The 13,305-nt window shown below is 64.3% G+C and carries 19 protein-coding genes; 11 read left to right on the top strand and 8 right to left on the bottom strand.

Going from position 1 to position 13,305, the window contains the following annotated elements; translation table 11 throughout:
* The 5 genes from CJZ98_RS15920 to CJZ98_RS19590 form a co-directional block, all read left to right on the top strand.
* A partial coding sequence (locus tag CJZ98_RS15920; protein WP_157911039.1) for a YgaP family membrane protein occupies positions 1-152 on the top strand: 152 nt, incomplete at its 5' end.
* An 11-nt stretch (positions 153-163) separates the two neighbouring features.
* Positions 164-1,033 (top strand): sulfite exporter TauE/SafE family protein, encoded by an 870-nt coding sequence (locus CJZ98_RS15915; protein ID WP_232756548.1) that lies wholly within the window; start codon positions 164-166, stop codon positions 1,031-1,033.
* Positions 1,026-1,472: a hypothetical protein gene (locus CJZ98_RS15910; RefSeq protein ID WP_094592102.1), complete on the top strand. Its 447-nt coding sequence runs from the start codon at positions 1,026-1,028 to the stop codon at positions 1,470-1,472. Before CJZ98_RS15915 ends, CJZ98_RS15910 begins: the two co-directional genes overlap by 8 nt.
* Before the next feature lie 3 nt (positions 1,473-1,475).
* Positions 1,476-1,607: a hypothetical protein gene (locus tag CJZ98_RS19395; protein ID WP_255082767.1), complete on the top strand. Its 132-nt coding sequence runs from the start codon at positions 1,476-1,478 to the stop codon at positions 1,605-1,607.
* Positions 1,570-1,743, top strand: coding sequence for a universal stress protein (locus CJZ98_RS19590; RefSeq protein WP_094592101.1), 174 nt, complete (start codon positions 1,570-1,572; stop codon positions 1,741-1,743). Before CJZ98_RS19395 ends, CJZ98_RS19590 begins: the two co-directional genes overlap by 38 nt.
* A 136-nt stretch (positions 1,744-1,879) precedes the next feature.
* Here the strand turns inward: CJZ98_RS19590 and CJZ98_RS15900 are convergent, their stop codons facing one another.
* Complete coding sequence (locus CJZ98_RS15900; protein ID WP_094592100.1) at positions 1,880-2,362, bottom strand: DUF3122 domain-containing protein; 483 nt, start codon at positions 2,360-2,362, stop codon at positions 1,880-1,882.
* 137 nt (positions 2,363-2,499) lie between these two features.
* On the opposite strand from CJZ98_RS15900, the gene CJZ98_RS15895 reads away from it, so the two are divergent.
* The 5 genes from CJZ98_RS15895 (at position 2,500) to CJZ98_RS15875 (ending at position 7,245) form a co-directional block, all read left to right on the top strand.
* Positions 2,500-3,912, top strand: a complete 1,413-nt coding sequence (locus CJZ98_RS15895; RefSeq protein ID WP_094592099.1) for a cytochrome ubiquinol oxidase subunit I — start codon at positions 2,500-2,502, stop codon at positions 3,910-3,912.
* 2 nt (positions 3,913-3,914) lie between these two features.
* Positions 3,915-4,916 (top strand): cytochrome d ubiquinol oxidase subunit II, encoded by a 1,002-nt coding sequence (gene cydB, locus CJZ98_RS15890; protein WP_094592098.1) that lies wholly within the window; start codon positions 3,915-3,917, stop codon positions 4,914-4,916.
* 56 nt (positions 4,917-4,972) lie between these two features.
* Positions 4,973-5,476, top strand: a complete 504-nt coding sequence (locus CJZ98_RS15885; protein ID WP_094592097.1) for a rhodanese-like domain-containing protein — start codon at positions 4,973-4,975, stop codon at positions 5,474-5,476.
* A gap of 128 nt (positions 5,477-5,604) precedes the next feature.
* Positions 5,605-6,078 (top strand): hypothetical protein, encoded by a 474-nt coding sequence (locus CJZ98_RS15880; protein ID WP_232756547.1) that lies wholly within the window; start codon positions 5,605-5,607, stop codon positions 6,076-6,078.
* Between the two features lie 27 nt (positions 6,079-6,105).
* On the top strand, positions 6,106-7,245 hold the full coding sequence (locus CJZ98_RS15875; RefSeq protein ID WP_198537890.1) for a glutaredoxin family protein: 1,140 nt from the start codon (positions 6,106-6,108) through the stop codon (positions 7,243-7,245).
* Positions 7,246-7,255: 10 nt separating this feature from the next.
* Here CJZ98_RS15875 and CJZ98_RS18510 read toward each other — a convergent pair whose 3' ends face one another.
* The 3 genes from CJZ98_RS18510 to CJZ98_RS15865 form a co-directional block, all read right to left on the bottom strand.
* The gene (locus tag CJZ98_RS18510; protein WP_198537889.1) at positions 7,256-7,666 is read right to left on the bottom strand and encodes a hypothetical protein; all 411 of its coding nucleotides are present in this window, start codon (positions 7,664-7,666) and stop codon (positions 7,256-7,258) included.
* A 324-nt stretch (positions 7,667-7,990) separates the two neighbouring features.
* Positions 7,991-8,527, bottom strand: coding sequence for a methyltransferase family protein (locus tag CJZ98_RS15870; protein ID WP_094592095.1), 537 nt, complete (start codon positions 8,525-8,527; stop codon positions 7,991-7,993).
* Positions 8,521-9,192, bottom strand: coding sequence for a methyltransferase domain-containing protein (locus tag CJZ98_RS15865; protein ID WP_094592094.1), 672 nt, complete (start codon positions 9,190-9,192; stop codon positions 8,521-8,523). Before CJZ98_RS15865 ends, CJZ98_RS15870 begins: the two co-directional genes overlap by 7 nt.
* 97 nt (positions 9,193-9,289) lie before the next feature.
* Between CJZ98_RS15865 and CJZ98_RS15860 the strand changes: the two genes are divergently transcribed.
* Entirely contained in the window at positions 9,290-9,997 is a 708-nt protein-coding gene (locus tag CJZ98_RS15860) for a cupin domain-containing protein (RefSeq protein ID WP_094592093.1), read from the top strand.
* Positions 9,998-10,076: 79 nt separating this feature from the next.
* Here CJZ98_RS15860 and CJZ98_RS15855 read toward each other — a convergent pair whose 3' ends face one another.
* The 4 genes from CJZ98_RS15855 to CJZ98_RS15840 all read right to left on the bottom strand — a co-directional run bounded on the left by CJZ98_RS15855 (position 10,077) and on the right by CJZ98_RS15840 (position 13,064).
* Entirely contained in the window at positions 10,077-10,868 is a 792-nt protein-coding gene (locus CJZ98_RS15855; RefSeq protein WP_094592092.1) for a class I SAM-dependent methyltransferase, read from the bottom strand.
* Positions 10,869-11,156: 288 nt separating this feature from the next.
* Positions 11,157-11,867 (bottom strand): sulfite exporter TauE/SafE family protein, encoded by a 711-nt coding sequence (locus tag CJZ98_RS15850; protein WP_232756546.1) that lies wholly within the window; start codon positions 11,865-11,867, stop codon positions 11,157-11,159.
* A gap of 235 nt (positions 11,868-12,102) precedes the next feature.
* Entirely contained in the window at positions 12,103-12,648 is a 546-nt protein-coding gene (locus tag CJZ98_RS15845; protein WP_094592090.1) for a DUF4236 domain-containing protein, read from the bottom strand.
* Positions 12,649-12,653: 5 nt separating this feature from the next.
* Positions 12,654-13,064 carry a MerR family transcriptional regulator gene (locus tag CJZ98_RS15840; RefSeq protein ID WP_232756545.1) on the bottom strand — a complete coding sequence of 137 codons (411 nt, stop codon included), beginning with the start codon at positions 13,062-13,064 and terminating at the stop codon, positions 12,654-12,656.
* Positions 13,065-13,305: the final 241 nt, after the last annotated feature.

Genomic DNA, 13,305 nt, shown 5'->3' with positions numbered 1-13,305 from the left:
TGAGCCAGACGGTGGCCCCGGGCTGGATCTGGCTGAGTGGCTTCGTGGGAGCCGGCCTCACCTTCGCGGGCGTCAGCGGCTTCTGCGGCATGGCCCGCCTGCTGGCAGCCATGCCCTGGAACCAGGTGGCGATGGGATCCCAGCGGAAATGATCACGGCGACCATGGCGCTGCTCGTGGCGGGCGGCGCCTTGATCGGCTTTCTGCTCGCCGTGCTCGGGGCCGGCGGCTCGATCCTGTTGTTGCCCCTGCTGGTGAGCGGTGCGGCCTTGCCCACCAAGGCCGCAGTTCCGCTCTCGCTGCTGGTCGTCACCCTGCTGGCCCTCGGCAATGTCGGTCCCTACATCCGCCGCCGGCAGGTCGCGCTCCGACCCGCCCTGGTGCTGGGGTTGCCCGCACTCGCCGGCAGCTGGATCGGCGGCTCGCTGGTGAAGGCCGGTCTGATCCCGGAGGCGATGCAGCTGGGACTCTTCACGGCAGCGGCTTTGCTGGCCTCCTGGCTGCTCAATCGCCGGAGTGCTTTGAAGCATCCCCCGAAGGACGGACGCCCAGCCGGCTTACCCGTGGCGCTGGCCAGCCAGGGCGTGCTGGTCGGCCTGCTCACCGGCATCGCCGGGGTGGGAGGCGGTTTTGCGATCGTGCCGGCCCTCGTTCTTCTGGCGGGCCTGCCGATGCAGCTCGCCAGCGGCACGAGCCTGCTGCTGATCGCCACCAATTCCCTGGTGGCCCTTGCCGCTCTGGGCCACTGGCCCACGGCCCACCTGCCGCTCCTGCTTCCTCTGGTGGGTGGTGGCTTCCTGGGGGCGGTGGTCGGCCAGCGTCTTGCGCCTCACCTGCCGGAGGTGCGGCTTCGCCAGGGTTTCTCGGCCCTGTTGATCGGCTCAGCGCTGCTCACCGGATTCGAGGCCTGGAGACGCCACGACCACCCGCCCGCCGTTTCCAGGGCTGCCGCCAGCCGCCAGGTCGTGCCCTCCACATCCTGGTCTTCACGACCCGTCTCTCCCTCTTCGCAACTTCCGTCGCGCCATGAATGAACGCACTTTCCAATTCCGGTTGCGCAGCAGCCACGCCGCTCCAGATCGGGCCACTCAGGATCTTGTGGTGGAGTTCCTGGGCGACTCCGGCGAGTGGGAAACCCAGCAGCTCAGCCTCACCATGCCGGGCTTCCGCATCTATCTGATCTCACTGCTGCTCTGCCAACACTTCTATCTGGTGGCCAATGCCAGGGAGAAGGCCATCCCGCTGCAGCAGGTGGAGGCCGACTTCCTCGTCACCACCAGCAGCGACTGGATCGTGGCCGGCGTGGAGGGTGACTTCCGCATCCGCCTGGATGCCGCCGCCTCCGAGCAGGAACGGGGCCTTGCCGATGACGACGCCATCGCCTACATGCAGGAGAGGATGAAACTCTGCCCCATCTCCCGCAACCTGCCCGATGGGGTGCGCAAGCGCATCGACCTCACCTCCCTGGGCTGAGTCATGAGCGAATCCTTCGATCTGATCGTTCTCGGTGCCGGCTCCAGCGGCATTAGCCCCACCAAAGCCGATATTCCATTCACCAAAGCCGACTGCCATGTACAACCACGTCCTGATTCCGGTCGATGGCAGTGAGTTGTCGGAAGGCGCGCTGCAGGCCGCCATCGCTCTAGCCAAGAGGCTGGACGCACGGCTGACCGTGTTCTATGCGCTGCCCACGGCGTCACGTAGGCCTACGCCACGGTGCCACCATTCGACGGCAGCTTCCTAACCGGATCAGGAGCCAGGCGCCACGACGAGGTTTCGGCGCTTTAGGGAAGTCGCAGGGAACTGAGCCGGTTGTAACACCAGGTCCAGGGGGTTGGCCCTTCCGATGTGTGCTCCGCAAGCCCGGTGGAGAGACCTGGTCAGGCCAGATCGTGCAGGGTCAGGGTCTGCTCGGGGTTGAGATCGATGCGCAGCGCTCCTGCGCTGCTGGTCAGCGTGAGCTGTAAGGGAAGGGCGTCGCTGGGCCGTGGGGTGAGGGCGTCAAGGTCGAACTGGGCGGAACCCGCGGGTATGGGCGTGCCATCGGGAGGCACGATTTCCTCGCTCCTGTTACCCAGGGTCCAGCGCTGACCCATAGCGTCGCTGACCTGCAGAGCGTCGGTGTGGTCGAGGACGAGGTCGGCCTCGAGGGCATTGAGGCGCAGCCGCCAGCCGGAGGGGTACTCGGGAAAGGGTTGCTCGAAAACCGAAGCCTGGAAGCGGTGGCCGGCCTCATCGCTCAGCGGCCAGCTCTCGACTGCCGCTGCCGGGGCGACCAGCACCAGGGAGGCCAGCAGCACAGCCAGAAGGCCAGCCAGCCCCTGGCGCCAGCGACGTCCCAACAACTCGAGACAGATCGTCATAGTCATGTTGTCTTAGCTTTTATGCCGATAAAATCATAACAAGATTCGGATTCCTTCCCCCTGTCCACTCCGCCCATGGCCGTCGTCCATTGCCCTGCCCGGTCAGGTCTCGGCTCTCCCTCACACGCTGCCTGCTGATGCTTGCCACGTTCGATGTCGTGACCCTGTCACGGCTGCAGTTCGCTCTGACGGCGATCTTTCACATGCTCTGGCCCGTGCTCTCCACCGGCCTGGCGATCTATCTCGTGGTGCTGGAAGCCATCTGGCTGCGCACACGCAACCCCCTGTACTACCGGCAGGCCCGCTTCTGGGCGAAGCTCTACGTGCTCAATTTCGGCATCGGTGTGGCCTCAGGTCTGCCGATGGAGTTCCAGTTCGGCACCAACTGGGCGCCACTGTCCGAGTTCGCCGGCGATTTTTTCGGGTCGGTGCTGGGCTTCGAGGGGGCGATGGCCTTCATGCTCGAGGCCGGCTTCCTCGGGATCATGTTGTTCGGCTGGCAGAAAGTGCCGCCGGTGATCCACTTCCTCTCCACCGTGATGGTGGCCTTCGGCGCCAACCTCTCGGTGTTCTGGATCCTCAGCGCCAACTCCTGGCTGCAGACTCCGTCGGGCGGCACTTTTTCCGAGGGCCATTTCCACGTGCAGAACTACTTCGCCGCCATCAACAACCCCTTCATGGTGAGGAGCGTGATTCACATGGCCCTGGCCACGGTGGAAACCTCCATGCTGGTGGTGGCCGCGATCAGTGCCTGGTCGTTGATGCGCCAGAAGGCACCGGAGTTCTTCCTGTTCTCCTTCAAGCTGGCGCTGGTGATCCTGCTGGCGGTGGCGCCGCTGCAGATCCTGGCCGGCCACGAAAGCGCCGTGCAGGTGGCCGAGCATCAGCCCACCAAGCTGGCCGCGATCGAGGCCCTCTGGGACGACCAGTCCGCCGGCAGCTCCCCGGCCTGGACCGTGCTCGCTTCCCCCGATGAGGCCAGCGGCAGCAACCGCTGGAGCCTGTCGGTGCCTGGCGCCTTCAGCTGGATCCTGGAGACGCGGCCGCAGCTCAGCCAACCGCTGCGTGGGCTCAACAGCTGGCCCGCCGACCAGCGGCCCCACATGGTGGGTCTGCTCTTCTATGCCTTCCGGGTGATGGTGGCGATCGGTCTGGCTGCTGCGGCCCTGATGGCCCTCAGCCTGCTGCTCTGGTGGCGAGGGGGCCTCAGCGCCGCCAGCTTCGCCCAGTGGCCCTGGTTCAGCTGGGCCTGGATCCTTTCAGCCCCGGCCGGCTACCTGGCGATTGAATCCGGCTGGGTAGTGCGTTGCGTGGGCCGCCAGCCCTGGACGGTCTACGGCCAGCTGCGGACCGCCGATGCCGCTTCGGTGCTGCCGGTGGGCGAGGTTCTCACCAGCTTGAGTGTGTTCGCTGTGCTTTACACGGTGTTGCTGGTTTTCGCGCTGTATTTCGGCTCCCGGATCATCGCCAAGGGGCCGAATCTCACCCTTGAGCCGCCCCCTGGCCTTGCCGCCCCCGTGATTCTTTCCGACCCATCGGCGAGTGCTTGATCATGGAGTTCCTCGAATGGTTCATGCCCACGGTCTGGTTTGTGATCCTGGCCCTGTTCCTGCTGCTCTATGTGATCCTCGATGGTTTTGATCTGGGGGTGGGCATCCTCTCGCTCACCTCCTCCAGCGAATCCCAGCGCACGATCCTGATGACGAGCCTCGGCAATGTGTGGGATGCCAACGAAACCTGGCTGGTTCTGATGGGCGGTGCCCTGTTCGGCGCCTTCCCGCTGGCCTACGGCACCATCCTCAAGGCCCTCTACGGCCCCATCTACCTGATGATCCTGGGGCTGATCCTGCGGGCGGTGGCCTTCGAGTTTCGCGAGAACGCCACCAACAAGCGGCCCTGGAACCTGATGTTCGGTATTGGCAGCGTGCTGGCCGCTGGTTCCCAGGGCATCTGTCTGGGCACGGTGCTCTCGGGCATCCCCACCGATGCCGCAGGACACTTCACAGGCTCCGTCTGGATCTGGGTGAACCCCAGCAGCCTGGTGGTGGCTCTCACGCTCATCCAGGGCTACGTGTTGATCGGCTCCACCTACTTGATTCTCAAAACCAGTGGTGAGCTACAGCGCTTGCACGTGCGCACCGCTCGCCTGGCGGCTGCCACCACCCTGGGAGGGGCCCTGCTGATCACCTTCACGGCACCGTTCGCGTCGGAAACGCTGCGGCAGCGCCTGTTTGATCCCGCCTTCCTGCCCTTCTTTGTTGTGCTGCCGCTGCTGGGTGTCGCCCTGATCGTTCAGCTGTTCCGCAGCCTGGCGATGCAGCAGGAGGTTTGGCCCTTCGTTTACACCGTACTGCTGTTCATCCTCAGCTTTGCTGGCCTGGGGTTGATGGTGTTTCCGGCGGTGATTCCGCCGTCGGTCACGATCTTTCAGGCGTCGTCATCGGTGAGTTCGATGGTGTTCATGCTGACGTTCATCGGTGTGCTGATTCCTATCATGCTTTTCTACAACATCTACAACTACATCGCCTTCCGAGGCAAGGTGAGTGCCGAATAGGGAAAACCGCTGACCGCCAGCACGATCAATCCCCCTAGGGTATATCGAAACCCCATATGCCTCGCCTTCACTCGCTCCTGCTGGGGGTCGCCCTTGCCCTCTGCCTGCTGATCTCAGCGCCTCAGGGAGCCGCCGCGGCCACCGCGATCGCCCCTCCGGACGCCACGGTTGCTGCAGGCGAAGAAGCTGCCATTGACGCCGCAGTGGAGCAGTACCTCTCCAACCTGCCGGGTGATTTTCACGCGATTCGATCGGTACCTGCGCTGAAGCGCCTGCTCGCCAGCGGCAACGTGTCGCTGATTGACGTGAGGACCCCTGCTGAGTACCGGGCGGGACACATTGCCGGAGCCATCAACAGACCGTTGAATGATCTCAGCCACCACGTGGCTGAGATTTCCCCAGAGCGAGAGGTGGTGCTCTATTGCTCCAGTGGCTTTCGCTCTGCCATGGGAGTGATGGCGCTGCAGCTGGAGGACCGCCACCAGGTGAAGGGCTTTGCACCCAGCATCGAAGGCTGGAAGGCGGCTGGTGAGCCCGTGGTGGCCACAGAAGGCGCGTAGGCCTCGGGGTTGCTGGCGGGGTGCTGATGGTGGCCGGCGACTTCGGCGGCACTCACGCCGCGCCGGCCTGGCTGCAACGCATCGATCCATCCGCAAAGAACCACCAAGATCGCAAGGCCCTTGCTTCCTTGCTTCCCACACTGAAGGAACAAGCCTCCAGGCCGATGAACCCGTCGATCAACCAGGCCCTGCGGCTGATCACGCTCTGGATCGCCTGGCTGCTGGCGATGCTCTTCCACGTGGACCTGGGCCTGATGCCCCTGTTCCACGGCCAGTCGCCGGAGATCCACAGCCATGTGCAGGAGGGGGCCCTACCCCTGCTGTTCGGGGCGATGCTCGGCTACTTTCTGCTGCCGCTGATTGCGATTGTGCTGATCGCCTACGCCGCCACCACGGTCGGTCCGGCCACGCGCTGGCGGCCCTGGCGGCGAATCCACTTCTGGTTCAGCGTCGTCTATTCGATCACCAACGTCCCCCATCTCATCGCCGACATCCTGGTGCCCGATGCCCGCCTCGATCAGATCGTGCTGATGGTGGCCCTCACGGTCTTCGGGCTTCTGATCAACGTGGAGGCCTGGCGCTGGTGGCGGCAGACCCCATGAGAACTCCATCAGCTTGACGAGGAAACGATGCGCAGTCCTCGGAAAGGCTGGCTGCTGCCGCCGATGCTTGGAATGGTGCTCGGCCTGCTGCTGGCGCTCACCCCTTCGCTGGCCCCTGCCCAGCCCGGCGTGGGGGGAGCGGAACTTCAGGTGTTCGTGCGCGAGGGCTGCCCCCATTGCGCCGCCGCCAAGGCCTTCCTCCCCGAGCTGCAGAAGCGACGCCCGGAGATTCAGGTGCGTCTGCGGCCGCTCGAATCCGATCCCGCCGCGATCGACGACCTGCTCCGCTACTCCCGACAGGCCGGTATCGGTGCCCCGGGGGTACCCACGTTCGTCCTGGAAGGCCAGGTGCTTGTGGGTTTCGATGGCGCCGATGGCCGAGGCAAGGAACTGCTCGCCCTGATCGATCGACGGGAGCGTGCCTCCGGCAACGTGAACCTTGGCCGCTTCGGCAGCATCAGCGCCACGGCGCTCGGCCTGCCGATCTTCACCCTGGCCATGGGGCTGCTGGATGGCTTCAACCCCTGCGCGATGTGGGTGCTGCTGTTTCTGCTCTCGCTGCTGGTGCACTGGAGGGACCGGCGGCGCATGGCCCTGGTGGCCGGCACCTTTGTGCTCGTCAGCGGGGCCGTCTACTACGCCTTCATGGCGGCCTGGCTGAACGTCTTCCTGCTGCTGGGCTTCACCGCCTGGCTGCGGCTCCTGCTTGGATCCCTGGCCCTGGTGCTGGGGGTAGTGAATCTGAGTGAGTTCTGGCGCAAGGGTCCGGACTTCACCCTTTCGATCCCCGCCAGTGCCAAGCCGGGTCTCTATGCGCGTATGCGCGGGGTCATGCAGAGCCGGTCCCTGCCGGCGGCGCTGGTCGCGGTGGCAGGTCTGGCGGTGGTGGTGAACGCGGTGGAACTGCTCTGCACCGCGGGGCTGCCGGCGGTCTACACAGCCGTGCTCAGTCAACAGAACCTTGGTCTGGCCGCCCATTACGGCTACCTGGGGCTCTACATCGTGGGCTACATCGCCGACGACGCCCTGATGGTGGGGATCGCCGTGCTGGCGCTGAGCAGCAACAAACTCACCGAGGGCACGGGCCGGTGGCTGAAGCTGATCAGTGGAGTGGTGATGGTGGCCCTGGCCCTGCTGTTGCTGCTGCGGCCCGGCTGGCTGTTCTGAGCAGGCTCACTCAACGGCGCGTCCAGGTCCCAATGTCGACGACGGAATCGAGATCAGAGGTGTGACGATAAACAACCTGAATCAGGTTGGGGTTGATGATCTTGCCATCCGTAAACCCGTCTTCATCAACCATGGACACGCTGGCATTGTCATGCCCGAGCGTGCCGACAAACTTTTCAGTTGCGTACTTGGATTTGAAGACTCCGTGGAAAACCCGGCCCTGTTGCTTGGTGATTTGAGCGACGGCATCGAGATCACTGAAATCACCATGATGGTGAGTCTTACATCTCGATGCTTCGACTTTGCAGAGTACGGCCCCCTTCCCTTCAACTGTCCATGTGCCGATCATGCTTGGAATGGCAGGCGCGGCCAGAGCAGCAGAGAAGGTTCCTGCGCTGACAAGAGTCGCCACGCCGGCCATGGCTAGCCGTGCCGCGAGCGATTTGGCGATGGAATTTGCGTCCACAGCATAATTCATTAGCCTTTACGAGAACGCCTCGTCTATACCCTAGTCACAGAAGACAACCGTGAGTCTAGCGCGCAAATTATTGTCATGTCAGCAGGCAAGGCTCTTCCTCGCGAGACTACGAATCGGAACGATTGATCTGTGCGTGACGATGTCAGGCAACGGCAATGTAGTTACTGCGGAGTCTACCCAAATGGAAAAGAGACAGCCCGATCCAACTGAATGATGGCCGCACGATGGGGAGATTGCCTGCGCAACGCTCAACAAGGAGAGCCAGGGCTACCGCCAGTCGAGGCCTGGCAGAAAGGGAACGATCGCTGGGGTGGAGGTCATGTAGTGGGCATAGTCGCTGTGCATGGAACACAGGCGCTGCTCCTCGCGTCGTGCCTTGAGGCTGAGCACGGTCGCCAGCGCCAGCAGTAGTCCCAGGTGCAGCAGGCTGCCGAGGGCCAGCGTCACCCCCAGAGAGCAGAGCAGCAGCGACTGGTAGAGGGGATGGCGGCACCGGCCGTAGGCCCCCACGGTGACCAGCGGCGCTCCGGGCATCGGTTCCGGCAGTGGACTGAGACTGTCCCCGAGGTTCAAGGCCCCCTGGGCGCCGAGGACCAGCCCGATCAGGACAGTGAGCCCGCCGATCAGGCGCAGCGCCAGGGGCCAGTGAATCCCCAGATCCGAGGGCGGAGGCGTTGGCGGCAGCCAGTGGGCGGCGATCAGGATCATCTGCGCCAGCACCCACCACTCGCCGTGGCGGTTGTCCCTCAGCCCCTCCCAGGAGAAGCCCCACTTCTGCAGACGTTCGCTCAGTTGGCTCAGCATGATTCGATCTCGTTAGGTGAATGGGGTGGGCCTGGCTGGCGCCACAGGCCGAGCCACTCGTCGTTGCGCTTGTCCACCGAACCGGTGCCCGGCTCCCAGATCTCCGGCACCAGGCCGGCCTGGCGCAGCTGGGCTTCCACCAGCTCCGGATCACTGCCCCAGGGCGGGCCGCCTGGCTGGCGGTGGCACCAGAACAGCCCCAGCAGCCAGCCGCCCGGCGTGAGCAGTCGGCAGGCGGTGGCGATGTAGTCCTCCCGCAGGTCGGGATCGATTGCGCAGAAGCAGGTGTGCTCCACGATCCCGCTGAGGCTGCCGGGAGTCAGGCCCGCCGCCTCCAGGGCCTGCCGGTCGAACAGGTCGGCCTGCAGCCACTGCAGTGTCTCCCGGTCCTCGCCATGGAGCTTGCGGGCCTCGTACAAAGCCTGGCCACTGAATTCCAGGCCGATGGCCAAGAAGCCGAGGTCTTCCAGCAGGGCGACCTCATGGCCGCGTCCGCAGCCAGGCACCAACACCCTGCATGGTGCCTGGGGCGCCAGCGGGTGGCAGCGCAGGAACTGGGCCAGCGGTGGGGCGGGCTGACCCAGCTCCCAGCCGTCAGCGCCTTCCTGGTAGCGCTGGTCCCAGTGGCTCGCATCGGCGCTGGGGGCCTGTCTGGAGGGGCTCATGTCTCCAGCTTGCCCTGTTCCATCGCGACATGTGTTGAGCCGCATGGAGGCATTGCCGTACCATGGCTGGGCAAAGCGGTTGAGCACAATCGGGGGCATGGACCTGCATGCCGACCTAACCCAGCGGGCGCTGCTCGACACCAACGGCCTGACCTGGAGTGCGTCCCCGATGGCGGGGGTGGAGCGGCGGATGCTGGATCGCCGCGGCGGCGAGGTGGCACGAGCCACCTCGATCGTGCGCTATGCCCCGGGGAGTCGCTTTGAGCGCCACGTCCATGGCGGCGGCGAGGAAGTCCTGGTGCTGGAGGGCACCTTTTCCGATGAGCACGGCGATTACAGCGCCGGCACCTACCTGCGCAATCCCGTGGGCTCCAGCCATACCCCGTTCAGCGAGGAAGGCTGCACGATCCTGGTGAAGCTGCAGCAGATGCACCCGGCCGATCAGCAGCGGCTGGTGGTCGACACCACCAACGCCGCCTGGGTGCCGGGCCTGGTGCCAGGACTGCAGGTGCTGCCGCTGCATGCCTGGGGCTCGGAGCACGTAGCCCTGGTGCGCTGGGCTCCTGGCACGGTGTTTCAGCCCCATGGCCATCCAGGTGGCGAGGAGATCCTGGTGCTTGCTGGCGTGTTCCAGGACGACCAGGGCAGCTATCCGGCCGGCAGCTGGCTGCGCAGTCCGCCCGGCAGCGTGCACCGGCCCTGGAGTGAGGCGGGCTGCACCATCTGGGTCAAGACCGGCCACTTGCCGGCAACGCTGGGGCCCGATGGCTCAGAAGAGGGAATCCAGAGTCTCCAGGAAGGCTGATTCTTCTGGGCTCGTTTCCAGGGAAAGCAAGGCCTTTCCAGTGTCGGAAGCGGTCATAACGAGCGATTCAGTAGACGTATCAAAGGCTTGGCACTGTGCCCCGGATGGCATGGGCCCGCCCTGTCAGGCTGATCGAGCCGCTGCCGGATGGCTGGAGGCGGGCTTGCAGCAGCTCACGGAAGCGGGTGCGTTCCTCCTCGCCCATAGCCGCGAGGGCCTGACCGGCGCTCGGCCCCCCGAGGACGGTGTTCCAGAGGTCGTCGAAGTCGGTGTAAGTGCGTTCTACCGTGATCACTCTGGTGTAGATGTCGCCAAGGCCGGCGGTGACCCAGAGATCGCTCAGCGCTTCAAGGCGGGAGGAGCTGACACTGGGCGGCAGGGGAATGGCCTTGCCGACAGCGCCCAGGGTTTCATTCACGCTCTGATACGGGAAGCCCCCACCCTCCATGTCCCAGGCATAGGCGGCCACGGTTCCACCGGGGGCCACGACCCGTGCCATTTCAGCGACACCCTGTACCGGTTCCGGTACGAAGAAGATCACCAACGGCATGACCGCAAGATCGAATGCCTCGTCTGGGAACGGCAGGGCCATGGCGTCGGCGTTCACAAAGTCCACGCTCTGCAGCAGTGGATGCTGCCGGGCATAGGCGAGTTGCGCCTCCGACGGGTCGATGCCAACGAGCGCGAGCGGTTTGTTCTGCTCGGCGATCAGTTGCGTGAAGGCACCATTGCCACAGCCCACATCCAGCCAGCGCTGGCCCTCGTTCGGGGCGATCCAGTCGAGAAATTCCTTGCCGGCGAGGCGACTCCAGACCCCCATGAAGCGGTCGTAGCCGGCCCCATCGGTGAAGCGGGTGGGTTCACTGGTCATGGCCATCGGGTTCCAAGGGGTTCAAGGCTGCGGTTCGCTCACGCTGGCACTTCGAGGTCGCCGCCGGCGCCTCACCTTGCCAAGGCCAGGCTGACAGCGATCGGTTGGGTGGGAGCGCCTGGTCCGGCTGGGTGGCCTGGCCTGAGCGCGGCGAACTACAACAAGGACCGGAGCGCTGGCCCCGGGCATTGGCCTGCTCAGCCGTAGTGCCGCTCCAAGGGGATCGGGCGCAGCTGTACGGTCGGTTGATTGAATGACTTCCCTTTTACGGCTTGAATCAGCCGACATTCAACCATGCAAACCAAGCAGTTTCAGTGCAGCCAGCACTAACACGAAGGCGAGTATTCGACGGATCCATGCCACGGGCCAATGACGACTACCCAGCCTTGAGCCCAAGCTGCCGCCAATCATCACCGCCGCGATCCATCCGAACAGCGAGGTGTTCAGAACTGCTGTGAGAGCAGTTGGGTGATTCCAGCCAAGGCCTGCCAGGCCAGACAAGGAGTTAATCAAGATAAACAGTATCGAAGTTGCTGCAGCCTGGCGGGTATCGCACCACTTGGCCAGCAGGAGAAGCGGCGTAAGGAAAACACCTCCACCTGTGCCGGTAAGACCGGCCAATAGACCGAGGATGCCCCCGCTGATCGCAAGAACTGAACGTCTGGGTTGACGCAGGCTTGCCGGGTCCTTGCTCACAGCACCCAACCGCCAAGCCGTGAAAACCAGCACGATTCCAATCAAGCGCTGAAACCATATCCCGGGCAGGTTGAGCCAGCCGCCAAGGAATGATGCCGGAATTGCCAATAGATAGACTGGCCAGATAATTCGCCAGGGCAAATGGCCTGCCCTCAGAAAATACCAGCAGCCAATGCTTGCCACCACTATATTCAGGATCAGGGCGACAGGCTTAATCGTCTCCGGAAGTAGACCGCATAATGTCATCAGAGCGATATAGCCCGATGCTCCGGCATGCCCCACCACTGCGTAGAGGAAGGCCACTACTGCGAAGCCTGCTGAGAGCGCAAGGTTCAGCACAACGTCATTGCTGGTGCAGAAGCAAAGTCGTGCCCGTATCTCAGCACCTGATCAGGGCCCGTTGAAAAAAGCCAGGCTTGTGCCAGGCAGGCAGCATTTTCGGTCATGTACCCTCTGGCTAGGAATGCGTGGGCCAGTCAGGCGGCCCCTTGCAATGAAGCGCAGCGCACGTTTCACGGGGAAGCCCATGTCTGCGCAATCAGCCCCAGCCGTTGGCCAGGCGTGCCGCCTCCTGCACGGCCGTGATGCAGCGCTGGGCGCGGCGTTTGGCATCGTCCTGTCCCTGGGCCCGCAGCACATAGGCCTCCATGGCCTCCGGGGTCTCGATCAGAGCAAGCAGGCCAGAGGTTCGTGCAGGTAAGGAGCCATCGGCGAGTAGGCGGCTCACCAGGCCGTGGTCCCACAGTTGCTCCCCCGTGGAACCGGGAGCGAACAGCTCCTGGCGCAGCATGGCCAGCAGCGACTGCTTGAGGGCATCGAGCTGACCGGGCCGCAGCCGCCGGCTGTTGGGTAGGCCCGCCGCAGGGCCAGCAGGGAGTGCGGCGGTGCGATCGGGGGCGTGCTCCCCGCTCCAGCTCAGACCGGTGCCCGGCAGCCCCACGGTGGTGCGCGGTCCGCCGCTGCGGCTGACAGGGATGTTGAACGAGGCGCCACGTCCGCCGACGGAGATCGAGCTCAACCCGCCCTTGGCGAAGTTGAAGCGCAGTGGCCCTAGGCGGGCGGAGCGGCGGAAGCGGAAGCCCATGGCTATCAGCGATCAGCCTTCAGGCCACCGCAATCCTGCCAGCTGTCCAACAGGCGGGACAGCTCGTCCTTCATGGAGGCGAGCTCAGAGATCCGCAGGTTGATCGACTTCATCTTGGCCGCAATGCTGTCTTTCAGAACAGAGCAGTTGCAGACACCAGCGCGCCGCACCTCCAGGATCCTCACCAACTCCGGAATCGACACATCCATCGACCGCAGGGCGCGAATGATCGTCAGTTCAGCGAGATTCTCCTCATCAAACAATCTGTAGCCAGCTGCGGAGCGCTCCTTGGGCTGGAGCAATCCCGCATCGCAGTAGAAGCGGATCGTCTTCACCGGCAGGCCGGTGCGCCTGGCCACCTCGCCAATGCGCAGGCCGGGAGAGGGTTTCGTTGACAGCGATCCCTGGCGGGCCATGGCAAGAACCCTCCACTGGATGGAAGCTTTGCAAGCCTAGGAGGCGCCAGGCCGCGAGTCGACCCCTCGTCACTCTCCAGCAGTCGTGCACTACCGGAGACATTGGCTAGGTTGGGCCTCCTGAGAAACGCCAGATCTCCTGCACCGCAATGGATCTGAGCAGCTTCTGCCGGTAAAATGTGCGCAAATCGGCCTGTTACGGCCAAATTGCCGACCAAAGTTTTCCACATGTACCGACGTG

The sequence above is a fragment of the Vulcanococcus limneticus LL genome, from assembly GCF_002252705.1.
In the GTDB taxonomy this organism is placed as follows: Bacteria; Cyanobacteriota; Cyanobacteriia; order PCC-6307; family Cyanobiaceae; genus Vulcanococcus; species Vulcanococcus limneticus.
Note: the sequence above shows the minus strand (reverse complement) of the source record. Positions and strands in the feature narration are given on the sequence as shown.